This is a genomic window from Wenyingzhuangia fucanilytica (genome assembly GCF_001697185.1).
GTDB classification, from domain to species: Bacteria; Bacteroidota; Bacteroidia; order Flavobacteriales; family Flavobacteriaceae; genus Wenyingzhuangia; species Wenyingzhuangia fucanilytica.
This window is the reverse complement of the sequence record NZ_CP014224.1, coordinates 3,248,414-3,267,568: the sequence shown is the minus strand read 5'-3', so window position 1 is coordinate 3,267,568 and position 19,155 is coordinate 3,248,414. Positions and strand designations below refer to the sequence as shown.

Below are 19,155 nucleotides of genomic sequence, written 5' to 3'. Positions count from 1 at the left end.
TATTAAATTGAATAAATATATGAGTTTATTTACCGATACTTATGATGTAATTGTTGTTGGAGCTGGACATGCTGGTTCAGAAGCTGCTGCTGCTGCTGCTAACATGGGTTCTAAAACTTTGTTGGTTACCATGAGTTTGCAAAACATTGCGCAAATGAGTTGTAATCCTGCAATGGGAGGAATTGCTAAAGGACAAATTGTAAGAGAAATTGATGCGTTAGGTGGGTATAGTGGAATTGTTACAGATAAAACTGCTATACAATTTAAGATGCTTAACAAATCTAAAGGACCTGCTATGTGGAGTCCAAGAGCTCAGTCTGACAGAATGCGTTTTGCAGAGGAGTGGAGAAATATGTTAGAGCAAACTGATAATTTAGATTTTTATCAGGATATGATCAAAGGTTTGATTATAGAAGATGGAGAAATTAAAGGTGTAAAAACTGGTTTAGGTTTCGATATAAAAGCAAAATCTGTAATTATTACTGCAGGTACTTTTTTAAATGGATTGATTCATATTGGTGAAAAATCTTTTGGAGGAGGAAGATCTGGTGAAAGTGCTTCTACAGGTATTACCGAAGATTTAGTAAAAGTTGGTTTTGAAGCTGGAAGAATGAAAACAGGAACACCTCCAAGAGTTGATGCACGTTCTTTGGATTTTTCTAAAATGATAGAACAACCTGGGGATGAAAATCCTGAAAAATTTTCTTATTTACCAATTACAAAACCATTAACTGAACAACGTTCTTGTTATATGAGTTATACTTCTCAAGAAGTACATGATTTATTGCGTTCTGGTTTTGATAGGTCTCCAATGTTTAATGGTAGAATTCAATCTACAGGTCCAAGATATTGTCCTTCTATAGAAGATAAAATTGATCGTTTTGCTACTAAAGATAGACATCAAATTTTTGTAGAACCTGAAGGATGGAATACAGTTGAAATTTATGTAAATGGTTTTTCTACATCTTTACCAGAAGATGTTCAAGATAAAGCTTTGCGTAAAGTTGCTGGTTTTGAAAATGTAAAATTCTTACGTTATGGTTATGCGATAGAGTATGATTATTTTCCACCAACGCAATTAACACATACTTTAGAAACTAAGTTGGTAAAGAATTTGTTTTTTGCAGGACAAATTAATGGTACTACTGGTTATGAAGAAGCAGCTTCGCAAGGATTAATGGCGGGTATTAATGCTGCTTTAAAAGTGCAACAAAGACCTCCTTTTATTTTAAAAAGAGATGAGGCTTATATAGGGGTTTTAATTGATGATTTAATTACAAAAGGAACGGAAGAGCCTTATAGAATGTTTACCTCTAGAGCAGAGTACAGAACTTTATTAAGACAAGATAATGCTGATATTCGTTTAACTCCAATTTCAAATGCTATTGGATTGGCTTCTGATGAGCGTTTAGAAAGAGTAAAAGAAAAGGTAAAAAAATCTGATTTATTGGTTCAGTTTTTAGAAGAAACCAGTATTAAACCTGCTGATATAAATCCTATTTTAGAAGCTAAAGGTTCTGCTGTTATCAACCAATCTGTAAAGATGTTTAAGGTTGCTTCTAGACCACAAATTGATTTTAAAGATGTTGTAACTTTTCCAGGTGTAGCTCAATTTGTTGAAGAAAATAATATAGATGCAGAAGCGATTGAACAAGCCGAGGTAAAAGTTAAATATGCTGGTTATATAGAAAAAGAAAAGAATAATGCTGATAAACTTCAACGTTTAGAAAATATATCTATTCCTAAAAGTTTTGACTATTATAAAGTAAAATCTTTATCTATTGAAGCTCAACAAAAATTAACTAAAATTCAACCTGTAACCATTTCTCAAGCAAGTAGAATTAGTGGAGTTTCTCCATCAGATGTTTCTGTTTTGTTAGTTTATATGGGGCGATAAAATATAAGTTCCACGTGGAACAAGATGTAAATATTTAATACCGATGCTTTAAAAAGTGTCGGTATTTTATTTTAAAATAAAATGTTTTTTGTTGTTGACTCTCTTTTTTGAAACTATATTTGAGGGTAGATTAAAGAGGAAAAAACAATATTATTTGTTTAATGATTATATAAATAATGGCATTAGAAACTTATTTAAAAACCAAAGATTTTTCAGTTTCAAAAGAAAATTTTGAATTGTTATTAGATGATAGGATTGATTTATTGATTACCAATCCTAGACCTAAAAAAGAAAATTTAGGAAAGTATTACGAAACTGAAAATTATATCTCTCATACAGATCGTAAAAAATCTGTAACAGAAGTTGTGTACAGTTTGGTTAAAAAATATACGTTAAATAAAAAGTTAGAACTTTTAAATTCTTTTCCTGTTGAAGAAAAAAATGTTTTAGATATTGGATGTGGAACTGGAGATTTTTTAAAAGTATGCCAACAAGCAGGGTGGAAGGTAACCGGAATAGAACCTAGTGAAAAAGCAAGAGAAAAAGGTTTAGAAAAACTAAATAAAGGAACTTATATTTATTCTGATTTACACGCTTTTTTTGAAGATGATTTTGCTGGAGAAGAAAAAGATTTAGATTATAAACAAAGCTATAAGCAAACAAAATTATATCATCATGCAGAACACGAAACTAAAAATATAGAAAAAGAAGTTTTAAAGTTTAGTGATGATTATACACCAGAAAACAAACCTTATAAATTTGACGTAATTACCATGTGGCATGTTTTAGAGCATGTGCATGATTTGGATATGTATATTTACAGATTAAAACAATTATTAAAACCAGATGGTGTTTTGGTAATTGCCGTTCCAAATTACAAAAGTTACGATGCTGAATTTTACAAAGAGTATTGGGCAGCTTTTGATGTACCAAGACATTTATGGCATTTTTCTCAAACTTCTATTCACAGATTGTTTGCTACAGAATTAATGAAAGTGGTAAAAACCATTCCTATGAAATTTGATGCCTTTTATGTTTCTCTTTTAAGCGAAGAATATAAAACAGGTAAAAAGAATTTTATCAAGGCAATTATTAATGGAATTAAGTCAAATAGATCTGCAAAAAGCACTGGAGAGTATTCTTCTTTAATTTACTTGCTTAGAAACATGAAAAACGAATTATAATCACTTTTAAGCCTGTTTTTACATCTATTAGGTGTGTTTTGTGGTTGTTTTAATAATATTGCTTAAAAACCCTTTAAAAAAGATTGTTTTTTAAAGGGTTTTTGTTATTGGAAAATAAAATGATATAGATTTTATTTATATATAGATTTTTTCTTCATAAACCAAAATCAGATAAAAAATAAAGTAACGAGTAGTTTCGTGTTTTGATAATTAAAATATTATCAATTTAGAATTTATGTAACGATGCTAGTTTGTTTAAAATATCCTCTTTTTTATTTCTAGATACACTTATTGTAGAGTCGTCGTTCATTAAAATATATCCACCATCTTTTTTAACATAAGATTTTACATGTATACTATTAATTAAGTGAGACTGATGTGTTCTTATAAAATGATGCGAAGACAATAAATCATCCCATTCTTTTAAAGTTTTAGACACTAAAATTGTATCGCCATTAATAAGGTAAAAAACAGTGTAATTATTTTCACTTTTACATCTTATAATTTCATCTATAGCTACAAAAAATAATTCCTCAGAAGTGGGTAAAGCAATTTTTTTGGTTTGATGATTGTTGCTAAAATTATCTACCAAAATTTTTAATTTCTGATTTTCATTTTTTTTGGAAATAATATTTTCTACCCTATTAACAGCTTCTTTTAAATCTTGAATTGCAACAGGTTTCATTAAATAATCTAAAGCACAAAATTTAATGGCTTTTAATGCATATTGATTGTAGGCGGTTACAAAAATGACCTCAAAATTAATATGGTCTATACTTTCTAACATAGCAAAACCATTTTTATGAGGCATTTCTATGTCTAAAAACACCAAATCTGGCTGATGTTGTTTAATTAATTCTATTCCTTCTTTGGCAGAATTTGCTTTGCCTACAATATTTACCAGTGGACAATTTTTGTTTAACAGCCATTCTAAATTTTCTAAATTATGAACTTCGTCATCAATTAAAATACAATTAATCATCATCGGTTTTAATATTTTATGGGCATAGAAATAATTACTTGCGTACCAGTTTCATCAGCGTTTTTATCGGATAAATCTACCATGCTAATTTTTCCTTGAGTTTGATAACTCTCATTTATTAATTTAATTCTATCCTTAGCTAATTTCAATCCGTATTTTTGTCTGTTTAAATCTACTCCATCTTTTTGATGGGTTTTATGAATTCCTACTCCGTTGTCTGTAACGGTACAAATTAAATGATGGTTTTTTATTTTAAACTCAATCCATAAATTTTTAGTTCCTTCTTTTTGGTGTAATCCATGAATAATAGCATTTTCTACAATAGGCTGAATTAACATGGCAGGAATTTCTATTTCTTGACTATTGATATTTTGATCTACCTCTATTTTGTAATCAAAAGAAAAGCGTAATTTTTCTATTTCTAAATATTTTTTGATGGATTTGATTTCATCATCTAAAGGAACCAATCCTTTTTCGCTTTTGTCTAAAGTTAACCTCATTAATTGCGAAAACTCGGTTAAATAATGATTTGCTTTTTCGTTATCACCTCTGTTTATTAGGTTTTGAATGGCACTTAAGGCATTAAATAAAAAATGTGGATTCATTTGAGAACGAATACTTTTTAATTGCATTTCTACCATTAAGCGCTTGTTTACTTCTCTTTTTTTAGAAATATTTATTTTCCACTGAACTAAAAAATATCCAATAGTTAAAGAGAATAAAAGGATAAAAACTAGAATTTTACGTTTATGAGTTTGGTAAAAAGTAGCTTTTTTGTAGACTTCTGTTTTTAAAAAATTTGCATTTAAAAAATGTCCATGATCATTAATATAATTATGTAATAAAGTGTATTCGCTGTTGTTGTATATAATTATTTGATAATTGAATTTATTAGAACTTGCCACATAATCTACATTATATGATTGATCTTTAAAAAGAATTTTGTTTTTGGTTAATTCAATTTTACTGTTATCGTTAAACCAAAAGTCTCGTAAAATACTAGGAATTATTTTAGAAAAGTTGTGGTTAAGTTTGGTGAGTTTAGAAATTTTATAACCTTCATCTAACACAATATTATTAGAGTCTAAAATATTTATATTGATGTATTTTATGTCGTTGTTATAGTTGTTTACGCAAGTAAAATCTAAACTGTTTTGCTCCTTTACAATTTCGTTGTAACCATAAAGTTCATTCTGAATAACAATATATTCTGGAGTAATTATAAGGCTAATATCTGTTTTGTTATTTATCCAAGTTCCATAAATATTTTTTGGAAAATGTGTAGGTAATAAACTTACTCTTTGCCCTAATAAATAGATAGGGAAAAGCATTAACAAAATAGGGAATAAAACTTTTTTAAGGTTCAAAAGATGTTGAGTTAAATGTTAATTTTTTATGTATTTGGCATCTGCAAAACCTCTAGGTTGTAAAACGTATTCATCATTAATTTTTTTGATAAAATAGATGTTATAATCTCCTTGATGATAAAGAACAAACCAAAATATTTCTTTGTTATCAGAGCTAGCAATCCAATCTATTTTGTTTTTAATAGTTTCTCTATAAGCTCCATGATAATCTTTATCGTTGTTGTAAAAATAATCATCAGTAATTGTAATTTCTTTTACTCCATCCCAGTGAGTCCATTTTCCTTTGATAAAATCAGGAACTTTTTGTTTGTTTTTCTTTTTGTGTAAGCTAAGTAATCTATTGGTTCTAATGGTTATGGTTTCATCATCTAAACTAAGTATTTCAATAGCGTTAGATGTTGTAAGTATTTTGTATTTGTGGGTTCCTATTTTTTCAATATTTAAATAGTATTTAATTCTGTTGTCAGACACAATATAATCTGGAGTAGTAATCATTAATAAAGTACCATATTTATCGTACCAATTGCCAAAAAAATCTTTAGGTAAATCGCTAGTGTTAAGCGTTTTTATATCTAAGTTTTTATTATTTGTTTTTGTAATGGTAATTTTATCGGGCATAGGATTACCAATCACAAAAGGCTTGTTGTTTTTTGTGATAAAATTCTTTCCGTCTTTGGTTAAGTCTAACTTATAAATAAACCAGTTTCCTCCAACGTTTGATTCCCCATAATTTATTTGCTTGATTTCTTTTGGTAAAGGAGGAAAATATAGTTTAAACCTTTTCTCGTCGGAGTTTGTAAAATAATTTCTACCTGTTAAAGTAATTCCTTCTGTTTTAGTAATGTATAATCTTTTTTCGCCATCTCCTGAGTTTTCTATATATGTTTCTTTAGGAATGGCAATCCAACCTCCTAAATTCCCTCTAATATGAAGATGTAAAATAGTTTCTTTATCAGTAAGCTCAATTTTGGTAACAGAACCACTTATATTATTAGCAACACAATCTGGGTTATTAATAATTTTTTGTGCCACAAAATGATGACAAAAACAGAGGAAACAAACAATAAAAAAATATTTCTTCATGGTTAAGTACTTTTTGACTAAAGTAAAGTACTTAAATATAATATGCTTGCTTAAATTAGAATTTAACTGTTTTAAATGAGTATTTAGTAGATAATCATATAATTAAATACCATCCTAAAATGGTTAAAATCATATAAATTCCCAAATTGGCTGCTCCCTGAAAATCTCCTGCTATTCTTTGACCAATTAGTAAAATTAGAATATTAAGAACACAAATTTTAAAAACAATAAGAATTGGGAATAGCTGAAAATTAAAAATCAAAGAGAAAATTCCTAAAATTAAAAATAGGGTAGTAATGCTGTTTATAAATACTAAAAACCACCAAAAGAAATTGGCTAATTTTTCTTGTTTTAAATGATGGTCTAAAAAAGAGGTATATCCTTTTTTATCTTTTAGTTTTTCAAACAAAGAATATCCAAAAGAAATAAATAAAAAAGATAAAATAGAAAGAACCATATTTTTAATTTTTACAAAGGTGATTAAAAACAAAAATCCCTGCAAGGTATATTTTGCAGGGATTTAATTTTAAAAAATAAAAGTGATTAATTTCTTCTATTAGGTCTATTTCCTTTGTTTTTTCTTTCTGGTCTGTTTTCTTGTAAATAGGTTTTTAAAGCATCTTCATCAGCCATTTCTATAATAGTTCCATCTTTTTCTTCAATAGAAATAGGGAATTGCAATGTTGGTTTTACTCCTTCTTCTAAACCATCTTTATAAGCTTTCATTGCTTCGCTATCAGCAATTTCTGTAGTAGATAAATCTTCGTTAATAACTGTTATAGGAAAAACCAATTTAAAAGGAGGTCTGTTAGCATCTGCTCTGTCATTTTTAATTTCCTCTCTTTGCTCTGTAATATAAGCTTCTAAAGCATCTTCATCAGCCATTTCTATAATAGTTCCATCTTTTTCTTCAATAGAAATAGGGAATTGTAAAGTAGGTTTTACTCCTTCATCTAAACCATCTTTGTAAGCTTTCATCGCTTCGCTATCAGCAATTTCTGTAGTAGATAAATCTTCGTTAATAACTGTTACCGGAAACACTAATTTAAAAGGAGGCCTTCTGCGTACTGGCCTTTTAACAAGTTCTTTTAAATCTCTAATATTTTCAATGGTAATAATTTCTCCATCAATAGTAATATCAAAAGGGAATTCAATATTAGGTCTATTATTTCTAGTAATAACTTCTTCTAATTCTTCATCCGAATTAACTTCTTGGGTAGTATCATCATCATTAACGGCAGTTACTGGGTAATTAATAATAACGGTTTTTAAAGCTGTTGATAATTCTTCTGATGTCAACTCCTCTGATGATGTTATAGAGCTGTCTTCGGTACTAATGTCTGATGTGCTTTCTGAACAGCTAACCATGATGCTAGCCGAAAAAAGTATTGCAACTAATGTTTTTGTGATTTTCATGATATTTAATTTTTTTAAGGTTTATATAACTGAAACCGCTATTTTTACAATTACCCTACCTTTAAAGCTAATTATTTTATTAAATGTCTAAAAAAATATCTGTTTGCGAAGCTAAAGTATATGAATCCATATATAAAAAGTACAGCAAATCTCTTTACAGTTTTATGTACTTTAAATGTGGTGATGCCGATAGAGCAAATGATTTAGTTCAAGAATCTTTTATTAAACTTTGGAACAATTGTGCAAAGGTGATTTTTGAAAAAGCAAAATCTTATTTATATACCATTGCCAATCATCAGTTTTTAAATGAAGTGGCTCATTTTAAAGTAAAATTAAAATACGAGCAACACAACAGTAAAGATGATAGCAATATAGAAAGTCCAGATTTTTTGTTAGAAGAAAAAGAGTTTATGGACAAACTCCAATTGGCTATTGATGATTTAACTCCTGGTGAAAGAGAGGTCTTTTTATTAAATAGAATAGAAAGCAAAAAATATAGAGAAATAGCAGAAATGTTAGGGATATCTGTTAAAGCAGTAGAAAAAAGAATGCATGGTGCTTTGGTAAAACTTAGAAAAAGTATCGGAAAAAATATTTAAATCCCTAAAAATCAAAAAATAGAGTAGGGTATAAACTAAGTATTTGGTTATATATATAAAGAAACTAGATGAAACAAAATTATAAAATAGACGATACTTTTTTAGCCAGATGGTTAAATAACGAATTGACCGATGAGGAGTTGGCCGATTTTAAACAATCGGAAGATTATCCTTTGTATCAAAAAATAGCTAAGAAAAGCACTTTGTTTACTGTTCCAAATTTTAATGAAGAACAATCTTTTAAAAATCTTCAAGAAAAAATTAAAAACCAAAAACCAAAAGTACGTAAGCTTGTGTCTAATTGGGTTTATGGTGTGGCAGCCGCAATTTTAATAATGTTTGGTTTGTCTTATTTTATGACTTCCAAAACAGAAATTATTTGTAATACAGCAGAGCAATTAGCCTATGTATTACCCGATGGATCTGAAGTTAGATTAAATGGAAACTCTACACTTACTTTTAGCGAAAAAAAATGGCAAAAAGGAAACAGAACTTTGGAATTAGAGGGGGAAGGATATTTTAAAGTAAAAAAAGGATCTAATTTTTCTGTTTGTACAAATCAAGGAACTGTAACCGTTTTAGGAACCCAATTTAATGTACAAACTTTAAAAAATTATTTGGCTGTAGAGTGTTACGAAGGAAAAGTAAATGTTAAAAATAGCAAGTACGAATCTGTATTAACTCCAGGTAAAGGAGTAAAGTTTTTAGAAAATAAAAAAGAGAATTATCAAATCAACAGCACAGAACCTAATTGGGTAACAAATAATTATCAATACAATGCAGTGCCTTTAAGTGTTGTTTTTAAAGATTTAGAAAATGTTTACAAAGTAAAAGTTAAAAATAATGGGATTGATTTGTCACAACTTTACTCAGGAAAACTAGTTACAAATAATTTAGAAAAAGCGGTAAAAGTGATTTGTAAACCTATGAATATCAATTACGCTATAAACAAAGACGTTATTACGATTTCTGAATAATATGAAAAAGTTTTTATTGATTTTTTATCTGTTTACAGTTGCTGTTTTTTCTCAAGAAAACAGAAGTTTAAAGCAAGTATTAAATCAATTGTCTAAAACATATAATATTGATTTTTCTTATAACGAAAATCAAGTTAGGCAGTTTAACCATATTCAGTTTGATTCTGAAACAGATTTAAAGGCTACCTTAATTAGTTTGTCTTTACAAACCCAGTTGATTTTTGAAAAAATTGATGATGAAAATTATATCATCAGAAATAAAAACAACAAAACAAAAAACATTTGTGGTGTAGTATTTAGCGAAAAAACTAAAGAAACATTAGCGTTTGTAAACGTTTATTTTGATGATAAAACCGTTGTAACAAATCAATTAGGAAAGTTTGAAATTAAAGATGTTTTAGAAGATGATATCATTGTTATAAAAGGTGTAGGATATCATACCCTAAAAATTTTGGTCAAAGATTTTAATTCAGATTGCAAAAATATTTTTTTAACTGAAGAAGTACATCAATTATCAGAAGTTGTAATTACAGATTATTTAACTACTGGTTTTAACAAAAAAAATGATGGAAGCATAGTCATCAACCCTAAAAAAACAGGAATTTTACCTGGTGTTATAGAGCCAGATGTTTTACAATCTTTACAATTAATTCCTGGAGTTCAAAGTCCAGATGAAACCGCTTCGGGTATTCATATTAGAGGGAGCACTCCCGATCAAAATTTAGTGGTTTTTGATGGAATGAAAATGTATCATTTTTCACATTATTTTGGGTTGATATCTGCTTTTAATCCGTATATCACCAATAATATAAAACTATATCGTTCTGGAACTCACGCTAAGTATGGTAACAATGTTGGAGGGGTTTTAGATATTAGTACCGATGATTACACACCCAATAAATTATCAGCCGGTTTTGGGAGTACTTTAACCCATGCCGATTTTTTTATAAAAGCTCCTTTGTTTAATAATAAAGTAGGATTTGTTTTTTCTGCACGCAGATCTTTTACAGATGTTGCCAATACAATTACCAATCAACAATATGCAAAAGTTGCTTTTCAGAACAGTAAAATTTCCGATGGATTAGATCAAGAAAATTTAAGAATTACCAATGCAGAAAACGATTTTTTTTATCAAGATTATCACTCTAAAATTATTGTAGCACCGAATTCAAAAAACAAATTATCATTTAGCTATTTGTACAATCTTAACGATTTAACTTTTAAAGGCGAAAATTTAAGAACTCAACAAATTTTAAGTGATGATATTGTTATAGAAAACAAAGGTTTTCATGTTGATTGGGAGTTGGGAGAAATAGAAAAAGGAGTGCATACAATTGCGTTTAGTAAAACAGATTTTTCTAAAATTTACGATGGTTCAAGACTAATAAATAGAGCTAACGGAAGTCAAGAAAATGTTTTGTTTGATAAAGACAATACTGTACAAGAAACCAGTGCCGAATATTCTTTTGTAAAACAAACTAAAAACAACAATAATTGGGAGTTTGGAGCTCAGTTTAGTCATTCAAAATTGGCATATGATTTTAAAAGAGATACTTCCATTCAAGAAGATGCTATTGAAGACAATATTAGCGGAAAAGCTAATAATTATGCGCTTTTTTCAGAATATCAAATCAATACAAACAATCATTGGATTATTAATTTAGGTTTAAGATGGCAACATTTTAGTAGTGTTGCTAAAAGTTTTATAGAGCCTAGGTTTAATATAAATTACAAAACCAATAAATATTTAAACTTTAAGTTTTCAACAGAATTAAAACATCAATCAATTTCACAAGTTATAGATTTTAGAAACGATGGTTTAGGCGGTTTGTTCGATCGTTTTTGGGCTTTGGCTAATAAAAATGACTTTCCTGTATTAAAAAGTTTTCAAACTAGTATTGGGGCAGATTATCAAAAAAATGGTTGGACTTTAGATGTAGAACTTTATAACAAAAACATTGATGGTATTTTGTTTTTGTTTGATCAAAAAACAAGAGCGCAAAAGTATTTTAGTGGAAGCAATAAAATTAACGGACTTGATTTGTTAATTAAAAAAGATTGGAATAATTATAATACTTGGGTTAGTTATACTTTATCAAAAAGTATTTATCATTTTGAGAATTTAAACAACAACAATGATTTTAACGGTTCTTTTGATACGCCACATAGTTTAATATGGTCACACAACTATAACATTAAAAAATTAGAATTATCCTTAGGATGGAGATTTCGTTCTGGAATTCCCTACACAGTTAAAACGGCAGAGTTAAACAATAACAATAAATTAAGAATTGTGTTTAACGAATTAAATTCCGAAAGATTACCAAACTATAAAAGATTAGATTTTTCTGCCGGATATAAATTTTATTTTGATGCTAATAAAAAAATTAAAGGTCAGTTAGGATTAACACTTCAAAATATTTTAGGAAAAAGAAATATTCTTAGCAGAGATTATGAAATTGAAACAATAATAACTGGTCAAGGTCCTAACAGAACAGAAAAAGAAGTATTGGTAGAAACAGATAAAATATCATTAGGATTTGTTCCCAATTTATTATTTAGGCTAAATTTTTAAGAAGCCCCAACCTAACTTATAAAAGAATAACCTATTAAAGAAAACTATCAAAGTAAACCGATTGGGGCTGTAAAATCTCTCTTTTTCAAATACTATTAATAACTCTTGTTAAGTATTTTAGAATATAAAAATCTGCTTTTACAGTGTCTACAGTTGTATAAATCAAAAAAGAATAAAAGTCTTAAAACACCTTTTTTAGGTACTTTAGTGTTTTTTTCTGATTCACAAATAGGACACTTTTTTTGTATAAACATCTACATTATTTATAATGCAAATTAACGGCTTCCATATGTCAATTATAGACCAATAATGCGCACAAACGTTTCAAATTTAATGATAAATGTTATTTTTTTTAGAGTATAGGTCTTAGGAATTGTTATTTTTGCCAGTTCTTAATGTCTATTAAATCAATGATTATCAAAAGACCTCCCTTTATAAGCTCTTTATTAAATTACAATAATTTTTCTAAAACTGACCAAAAAAGGATTAGATTATTGTTAATTTTTAGCTTGGTTTGGGCTATTCAAACCATAATATCAATATTTGTAATAATAGTATTGTATAAAAAGACCCCTTTATTAATAGGCCATTTACTCATTTTATTAGGACTTTTATTTGTAGTGTTTTTTGTTTACAAAAAGAAACAAAAAACAGCCATAATCTTTTTTATAAGTTTGGTTTTTGTATTAAACACTATGTTTATTAATTATTTATCTCCTGGTAGATATGCAGAGTATTTCTTTTTGTTTGTACCTCCAATCATTTTAATTTTTACAGAAAACAAATTTTTAATCACTATTGGTTTTGTTGCTTCTTATTTGGGATTTATACTACCTAATAAAATTTTTAATTTTTATCCAAATCAATATCTACAAGATGATTATTTCTCTCTTGTATTGTTTACTGTTGTCTTTTTTTTAGTTTACTATTTTAAGTCTAACAATTCTAAAAATGAGAAATTATTAGAATTAAAAGCTTTAGAATTAGAAGAAGTAAATCAATTTCAATCACAATTTTTTATTAATATTTCTCACGAAATAAAAACACCGTTAACACTTATTAAAGGACAAGTTGATAATTTTTATGATACAAAAGATCTTGATACGGTTAAGCATAAAATAAACCAACAAATCAGCAATATTCAAAAAATTGTAGATGATGTAATCGACCTTTCTAAAATGGGTGATGACAATTTTACACTACATAAAGAAGTGATTGATTTAAAAAAATTGATGCTTAAACTTCAAACTTCTTTTGATTCTTTATTTGATCAAAAAAAGATCACATTTAATTGTTTACTCACAACAGATGACTGTTATATACTTGCCGATGCTTTGTATTTAGAAAGAGCCATCAATAATTTAATTTTAAACGCCTATAAATACACCAATAAAAAAGGAGAGGTAATTGTAAAACTGATTAAAAAAGACAATAAGATTAAATTAAGTGTTTCTGATACTGGAATTGGAATTGATAAGAGTAATCTTCACAAAATTTTTAATAGGTTTTATCAGGTAAATAACGATTTTAATAAAACAGGAGGAAGTGGAGTAGGACTGGCTTTTACAAAAGAAATTGTAAATCTATTAGAGGGTGATGTTAAAGTAACTAGTCAACCAGAAAAAGGATCTGTTTTTACTTTAATTTTTCCTTGTGTAAAAGGAGAAAATAAAGTTTTAATACCAAAAAAGGAAATTGATCAAAAGCCTTTAATTCTTGAAGAAAGTAATGCGCAAACAGATAAAAATATTTCAGTTTTAATAGTTGATGATTCTTTTGAAATGCGAAACTATTTAAAAGAATTGTTGATAGGTTATAACTGCTTTGAAGCCGAAAATGGAGAAGAAGCCATTAAGAAATTAAAAAAGAAAAAAATTGATTTTTTACTTACAGATTATATGATGCCTAAAATGGATGGTTTTGAATTGATTACGTATATGAATAAAAACAATATCATCATTCCAACATTAATGCTAACGGCAAGGAGCGATTATAATAGTAAACTTCAAGTTCTAAAATTGGGTATAGCAGACTATTTAAGCAAACCTTTTGATAAAGATGAGCTTTTAGTTAGAATTCAAAATATCTTAAAAAATCATCATAACAGAAATCTTTTTGTTCAGCAAGAAGAGGTAACTACTTTAGAAATTCAAGAAAATCAAAAATGGGTTCTAAAACTAAAAAAGTACATTGTTAAAAATTGCGATGATCCAAAATTAAATCAAATAGAAATTGCAGAACATTTTAATATTTCTAAAAGTACTTTTTACAGAAAAGTAAAAATGGAAACGGGATTAACTCCTAATGAGTTTATCAACGAAATTAAATTGTTAGAAGCAAGAAAAATTGTTGAACAAAACAGCAATCTTTCTTTAAAAGAATTGTCTTTAAAAGTAGGATTTTTACATACCTCTTATTTTGCTAATCAATACAAAAAAAGATTTGGAACCCATCCTATTAAACAACAAGTTTCCTAAGAATTTAGTTCTTGTTCTTTAGCGTGTAACAACCTTGTTAATTTAATAGAAGTGTCTAACAAAATTAATTTTGCATTTCCATTTCTTTCTATATGATAAATAGCATCATTTAGTTCGTTATTAATAGCTTCTATGTTGGCGCTGTGTATAAAAGGAGCAAATTTTTCTATGCTAAATCCACTGGTTTGAGGTTCATAAAAAACCAAGTCTTTGGCTCCATAATTAAACAAAAGTGCTTGTCTAAAAAATTGCAAGCAAAAATTTAAAAATTGTTTTTGTTTTTCACGCCCCATAGCTCCAATAGTATCAGACCAAGCAATTAAATCTTGAATAACACTGGCGTTTCCTTTGGCTTTAAATGCAGCACGTACCCAAGTAATAAAAAGTTGTTCAAACTCTAAATCATTTCCCTCACTTTTTAAAAGGTCTAATGCTTTTTGATAACTTCCTTCTGCTCTATGCGCTATTTTTTGAGCTTCGGCAGGAAAAGAATTTTCACGTTCAATTAAAGCCTCTGCAATATTTTCTTCGCTTAATAAAGGAAAATCTAAAATTTGACAACGAGATAAAATCGTGTTAATCAATTGTTCCGGATGTTCTACAACCAATAAAAAAATGGTTTTTGCAGGTGGTTCTTCAATTAATTTTAACAATTTATTGGCAGCAGCATTGTTCATTTTTTCTGCCATCCAAATAATCATAATTTTATATCCTCCTTCGTAAGATTTTAACTTTAAAGATTTTACAATTTCTTCGGCTTCATCAACTCCAATTTGCCCTTGTTTGTTTTCTATCCCTAATTGTTGATACCATTGATATAAACTACCATATGGATGCTCCTTTATAAAAGTTCTCCACTCATCTAAAAACAATTTACTTACCGGATGTTTTTTTACATTTTCGTTCACCGCAGTAGGGAAAGCAAAATGTAAATCAGGATGCTGTAATTTAGCAACTCTTACATTGCAAGCGTCATCATTATTACAAAGAATATATTGTGCATAGGCTATTGCAGCAGCTAAAGTTCCTACACCATTGGCTCCAACAAATAGTTGCGCATGTGCAATTCTACCGGTATCAGCCGTTCTTTTTAAGTGATTAATAATGTGTTGTTGCCCAATAAGATGGTTAAATAGCATAAGATTTAGTTCCTTTAAAAGAATTTCAAATTTACAATTTTAATAATCAGTGCTTATATATTTATAATAATTAAAACGTTTTAGTTAATTTCATCCTTTACTAATTTTAAAATAAGTAGCAAGCATTATATTTGTAATCCATCAACTTAGATTTGACATATGAAAACAATCAATGATTTTAACTTTAAGGACAAAAAAGCCTTAATAAGAGTAGATTTTAATGTTCCTTTAGACGCTGAGTTTAATGTAACAGATACAACAAGATTAAAAGCGGCTAAGCCAACAATCATCAAAATTTTAGAAGATGGAGGTGCTGCTGTATTAATGTCTCACTTAGGACGCCCAAAAGGAGTTGAAGATCAATTTTCTTTAAGACATATAGTAAAAACAGCTTCAGAAATTATTGGAGTAGAAGTTAAATTTGTAGCTGCAACTGTTGGTGCAGAGGCAGAAGCTGCTGTAGCTGCTTTACAACCAGGTGAAGTTTTATTATTAGAAAACTTACGTTTCTTTGCAGAAGAGACTAAAGGTGATTTAGCTTTTTCTGAGCAATTATCTAAATTAGGTGATGTTTATGTAAACGATGCTTTTGGTACTGCTCACCGTGCTCATGCATCTACTACTATTGTAGCTCAATTCTTTAAAGATAAATTAGCTGGTTTGGTTATAGAAGCTGAATTAGTAAACGCTGATAAGGTATTAAAAGGTGGTGTTAAACCTGTTACTGCTATTATGGGTGGAGCAAAAGTTTCTGATAAAATTTTAATTATTGAAAAATTATTAGACGTTGCTGATAACATTATTATTGGTGGAGGAATGTCTTATACTTTTGCAAAAGCAGAAGGAGGAAGCATTGGTAACTCTTTATGCCAAAATGATTTATTAGACTACGTTTTAGAATTAGAAGAAAAAGCAAAAGCAAAAGGAGTTAAGTTAATTTTCCCTATTGATAACTTATTAGGTGATGCTTTCTCTAATGATGCAAATACTCAAGTAGTATTAAGAGGACAAATTCCTGATGGATGGGAAGGTTTTGATATTGGACCAAAAACCATTGAGCACTTCTCTAACATAATTAAGGAGTCTAAAACAGTTATTTGGAATGGACCAATGGGAGTTTCAGAAATTCCTTTATATGCAACAGGTACTATTGAGGTAGCTAAAGCAGTAAAAGAAGCTACAGAAGGTGGTGCATTCTCTTTAATTGGAGGTGGTGATTCTGCTGCAGCAATCAACAACTTAGGTTTTGGTGATGATGTATCTTACGTATCTACTGGAGGTGGAGCATTATTAGAATACATGGAAGGAAAAACCTTACCAGGTATTGCAGCTTTACAAGATGCTTAAGAAAAGTTAACATACTTTTAGAAATAAAATCTAAAGCGCTTCGAATTTTCGAAGCGCTTTTTTTTATGTAGCTTTAATGACTTAAAATGAACAATTAAGATGAAGTATACCCATATTCCAAAAACAGATATTAAAGTCTCTAAAATCTGTTTAGGAACCATGACGTTTGGAGAACAAAACACCGAGGCACAAGCACACGAACAATTAAATTTTGCGGTTTCTAAAGGTGTTAATTTTATTGATACAGCAGAAATGTATTCTGTTCCTGGTAGAAAAGAAACTCAAGGAAGCACAGAAAGATTTATTGGTTCTTGGTTAAAAGATCAAAAAAGAGAAGATTTGGTCGTGGCTACCAAAGTTACAGGTCCAAATCCTGGTTTATCATATATTAGAGAGCCTCAACAATTTTCTAAAGAATTGATTCACGGTGCTATAGAAAATAATCTTAGACGTTTACAAACGGATTATATAGATGTATATCAATTGCATTGGCCAGACAGAAAAACCAATTTTTTCGGAAAATTAAATTACAAACATGAGGCTGAAAATGAATGGGTTGATAACATAAATATTACCATTTCTGCTTTAGATGATTTGGTAAAACAAGGAAAAATTCGCCACTACGGATTGTCTAATGAAACGCCTTGGGGAGTGATGAGGCATTTACAAGAATCAGATCAAAATAATTTAACCAGATGTAAAACCATTCAAAATCCATATTCTTTGTTAAACAGAACTTACGAAGTTGGTTTGGCTGAGGTTGGAATGAGAGAAGAAGTAGGTTTATTAGCTTATTCTCCTTTGGCTTTTGGTGTTTTATCAGGAAAGTATTTAGAGGGCGGAAATGCTACAGAAAACGATAGAGTTAATAAATATCCTCAGTTTTCTAGATACAATAGTGAGCAGTCGGCTTTTTTAACCCAGCAATATGCAAATTTAGCCAAAGAATTAGGTTTGAGTTTAACACATTTGGCTTTGGCATTTGTAAATCATCAACCATGGGTAACGGCTAATATTATTGGAGCAACAAAAATTGAGCAATTACAAGAAAATATTGCTTCTATAGATGTTGAATTATCTGATGAGGTATTAACTAAAATTGATGAAATTCAAAAATTACAACCCAATCCAGCTCCGTAACAAACATAAAAAAGCACCTTATTAAGGTGCTTTTTTTATTCTTTATAGAGTTTTTTATACTCTTTTGGCCCCATTTTTTTATATTTTTTAAATTGTCTATTAAAATAGCTTAAGCTATTGTAGCCACAATCAAAACAAATTTGAGAAATACTCAAGTCAGTTTCTATTAATAATTTTGCTGCTTGAATAACCCTAAGATTATTTACATATTCAGTAAATGTTTTTTTAGTTCTACTTTTAAAATACCTACAAAATGCAGGGGTAGACATATGCACTTTATTAGAAATAGTTTCTAAAGAAATATCATTGTTCAGATTTGCGAAAATATAATTAATAACTTCCTGAAATATTTTACTGTCTTTTGCCTGATATAACTGTGAATCTTGTGTAATAGAAAGGGTTTTCTGATTTTTATCTAAGCTTAGTTTGTCTAACAATTTGTACAATAAAAACAATTGTTCTAATCCTCCTTTTTGTAACAATTCAAAAAAATCATCTTTATATTTTTTGCTTTTTTTAAACTGTATGCCACTTGCCGATTTTTTAAGCAGTAAATGAATGTTCTTCATTTCTGGCAGCGGATTGTTAAAAAATAGTTCAGGTTTAAATTGAATAACAATACTGTGAGATTTTAAATTTTCTTGATGGTAAAAATCATTATCACATCTCCAATAATGAGGAACCAAAGAGCCTATTAAAACCAAATCTCCTTCTTTAAATAATTCTGAATTTGTACCCACAAATCTAGTTCCGTAGCCCTTGTTTATGTAGGTAAGTTCATACTCTGTATGGAAATGCCAAGGGGAATCAAAATAAGGTTGTTCAAATTCATTAATGGTGAATGAACTATCAAATGGTTGATTTATCTGTTCTTTTATGGCTTTCAAAATAGATTGTATTTACAGTTTTGGTTTAAAAGTCGATATATAAGTTAATATAGTTCAACTTATATGCAATATCAGAAAAATTTTC

At 28.7% G+C, this 19,155-nt stretch carries 15 protein-coding genes; 8 read left to right on the top strand and 7 right to left on the bottom strand.

Going from position 1 to position 19,155, the window contains the following annotated elements; translation table 11 throughout:
• Window positions 1-19 precede the first annotated feature (19 nt).
• Both mnmG and AXE80_RS13500 read left to right on the top strand, forming a co-directional pair.
• Window positions 20-1,897 carry a tRNA uridine-5-carboxymethylaminomethyl(34) synthesis enzyme MnmG gene (mnmG, locus tag AXE80_RS13505; RefSeq protein WP_068828260.1) on the top strand — a complete coding sequence of 626 codons (1,878 nt, stop codon included), beginning with the start codon at window positions 20-22 and terminating at the stop codon, window positions 1,895-1,897.
• A 176-nt stretch (window positions 1,898-2,073) separates the two neighbouring features.
• On the top strand, window positions 2,074-3,081 hold the full coding sequence (locus tag AXE80_RS13500) for a class I SAM-dependent methyltransferase (protein WP_068828258.1): 1,008 nt from the start codon (window positions 2,074-2,076) through the stop codon (window positions 3,079-3,081).
• 226 nt (window positions 3,082-3,307) lie between these two features.
• On the opposite strand, the gene AXE80_RS13495 is transcribed toward AXE80_RS13500, so the two are convergent.
• From AXE80_RS13495 to AXE80_RS13475, 5 genes are all read right to left on the bottom strand, one after another.
• Window positions 3,308-4,066, bottom strand: coding sequence for a LytR/AlgR family response regulator transcription factor (locus AXE80_RS13495; protein ID WP_068828256.1), 759 nt, complete (start codon window positions 4,064-4,066; stop codon window positions 3,308-3,310).
• A gap of 5 nt (window positions 4,067-4,071) precedes the next feature.
• A complete protein-coding gene (locus AXE80_RS13490; RefSeq protein WP_157359411.1) occupies window positions 4,072-5,430 on the bottom strand; it encodes a sensor histidine kinase in 1,359 nt (452 codons plus the stop codon).
• An 18-nt stretch (window positions 5,431-5,448) separates the two neighbouring features.
• A complete protein-coding gene (locus AXE80_RS13485; RefSeq protein ID WP_068828252.1) occupies window positions 5,449-6,462 on the bottom strand; it encodes a hypothetical protein in 1,014 nt (337 codons plus the stop codon).
• Window positions 6,463-6,607: 145 nt separating this feature from the next.
• Window positions 6,608-6,970: a hypothetical protein gene (locus AXE80_RS13480; protein ID WP_068828250.1), complete on the bottom strand. Its 363-nt coding sequence runs from the start codon at window positions 6,968-6,970 to the stop codon at window positions 6,608-6,610.
• 86 nt (window positions 6,971-7,056) lie between these two features.
• Window positions 7,057-7,929, bottom strand: a complete 873-nt coding sequence (locus tag AXE80_RS13475) for a hypothetical protein (RefSeq protein WP_157359410.1) — start codon at window positions 7,927-7,929, stop codon at window positions 7,057-7,059.
• 83 nt (window positions 7,930-8,012) lie between these two features.
• Here AXE80_RS13475 and AXE80_RS13470 point away from each other — a divergent pair, with 83 nt between their 5' ends.
• The 4 genes from AXE80_RS13470 (at window position 8,013) to AXE80_RS13455 (ending at window position 14,557) form a co-directional block, all read left to right on the top strand.
• On the top strand, window positions 8,013-8,528 hold the full coding sequence (locus AXE80_RS13470; RefSeq protein WP_068828244.1) for an RNA polymerase sigma factor: 516 nt from the start codon (window positions 8,013-8,015) through the stop codon (window positions 8,526-8,528).
• A 68-nt stretch (window positions 8,529-8,596) separates the two neighbouring features.
• Entirely contained in the window at window positions 8,597-9,505 is a 909-nt protein-coding gene (locus tag AXE80_RS13465; protein ID WP_068828241.1) for a FecR family protein, read from the top strand.
• Window position 9,506: 1 nt separating this feature from the next.
• The gene (locus tag AXE80_RS13460) at window positions 9,507-12,080 is read left to right on the top strand and encodes a TonB-dependent receptor (RefSeq protein WP_068828238.1); all 2,574 of its coding nucleotides are present in this window, start codon (window positions 9,507-9,509) and stop codon (window positions 12,078-12,080) included.
• Between the two features lie 695 nt (window positions 12,081-12,775).
• Window positions 12,776-14,557: a response regulator gene (locus AXE80_RS13455; protein ID WP_169816830.1), complete on the top strand. Its 1,782-nt coding sequence runs from the start codon at window positions 12,776-12,778 to the stop codon at window positions 14,555-14,557.
• On the opposite strand, the gene AXE80_RS13450 is transcribed toward AXE80_RS13455, so the two are convergent.
• Window positions 14,554-15,696: a DNA polymerase III subunit gene (locus tag AXE80_RS13450; protein ID WP_068828233.1), complete on the bottom strand. Its 1,143-nt coding sequence runs from the start codon at window positions 15,694-15,696 to the stop codon at window positions 14,554-14,556. The two genes, AXE80_RS13455 and AXE80_RS13450, sit on opposite strands and share 4 nt — an antisense overlap.
• 159 nt (window positions 15,697-15,855) lie before the next feature.
• On the opposite strand from AXE80_RS13450, the gene AXE80_RS13445 reads away from it, so the two are divergent.
• A complete protein-coding gene (locus AXE80_RS13445) occupies window positions 15,856-17,043 on the top strand; it encodes a phosphoglycerate kinase (RefSeq protein ID WP_068828231.1) in 1,188 nt (395 codons plus the stop codon).
• Window positions 17,044-17,142: 99 nt separating this feature from the next.
• Window positions 17,143-18,183 (top strand): aldo/keto reductase, encoded by a 1,041-nt coding sequence (locus tag AXE80_RS13440; protein ID WP_068828229.1) that lies wholly within the window; start codon window positions 17,143-17,145, stop codon window positions 18,181-18,183.
• A gap of 35 nt (window positions 18,184-18,218) precedes the next feature.
• Here AXE80_RS13440 and AXE80_RS13435 read toward each other — a convergent pair whose 3' ends face one another.
• The gene (locus AXE80_RS13435; protein ID WP_068828227.1) at window positions 18,219-19,070 is read right to left on the bottom strand and encodes an AraC family transcriptional regulator; all 852 of its coding nucleotides are present in this window, start codon (window positions 19,068-19,070) and stop codon (window positions 18,219-18,221) included.
• Window positions 19,071-19,155 lie beyond the last annotated feature (85 nt).

Bases quoted from the DNA above. Each gene is read 5' to 3' on its own strand.
- AXE80_RS13445 (WP_068828231.1), top strand. From the start codon at position 15,856: ATGAAAACAATCAATGATTTTAACTTTAAGGACAAAAAAGCCTTAATA.
- AXE80_RS13480 (WP_068828250.1), bottom strand. From the start codon at position 6,970: ATGGTTCTTTCTATTTTATCTTTTTTATTTATTTCTTTTGGATATTCT.
- AXE80_RS13460 (WP_068828238.1), top strand. From the start codon at position 9,507: ATGAAAAAGTTTTTATTGATTTTTTATCTGTTTACAGTTGCTGTTTTT.
- AXE80_RS13465 (WP_068828241.1), top strand. From the start codon at position 8,597: ATGAAACAAAATTATAAAATAGACGATACTTTTTTAGCCAGATGGTTA.
- AXE80_RS13500 (WP_068828258.1), top strand. From the start codon at position 2,074: ATGGCATTAGAAACTTATTTAAAAACCAAAGATTTTTCAGTTTCAAAA.
- AXE80_RS13495 (WP_068828256.1), bottom strand. From the start codon at position 4,066: ATGATGATTAATTGTATTTTAATTGATGACGAAGTTCATAATTTAGAA.
- AXE80_RS13470 (WP_068828244.1), top strand. From the start codon at position 8,013: ATGTCTAAAAAAATATCTGTTTGCGAAGCTAAAGTATATGAATCCATA.
- AXE80_RS13475 (WP_157359410.1), bottom strand. From the start codon at position 7,929: ATGAAAATCACAAAAACATTAGTTGCAATACTTTTTTCGGCTAGCATC.
- AXE80_RS13455 (WP_169816830.1), top strand. From the start codon at position 12,776: ATGTTTATTAATTATTTATCTCCTGGTAGATATGCAGAGTATTTCTTT.
- AXE80_RS13440 (WP_068828229.1), top strand. From the start codon at position 17,143: ATGAAGTATACCCATATTCCAAAAACAGATATTAAAGTCTCTAAAATC.
- AXE80_RS13450 (WP_068828233.1), bottom strand. From the start codon at position 15,696: ATGCTATTTAACCATCTTATTGGGCAACAACACATTATTAATCACTTA.
- mnmG (WP_068828260.1), top strand. From the start codon at position 20: ATGAGTTTATTTACCGATACTTATGATGTAATTGTTGTTGGAGCTGGA.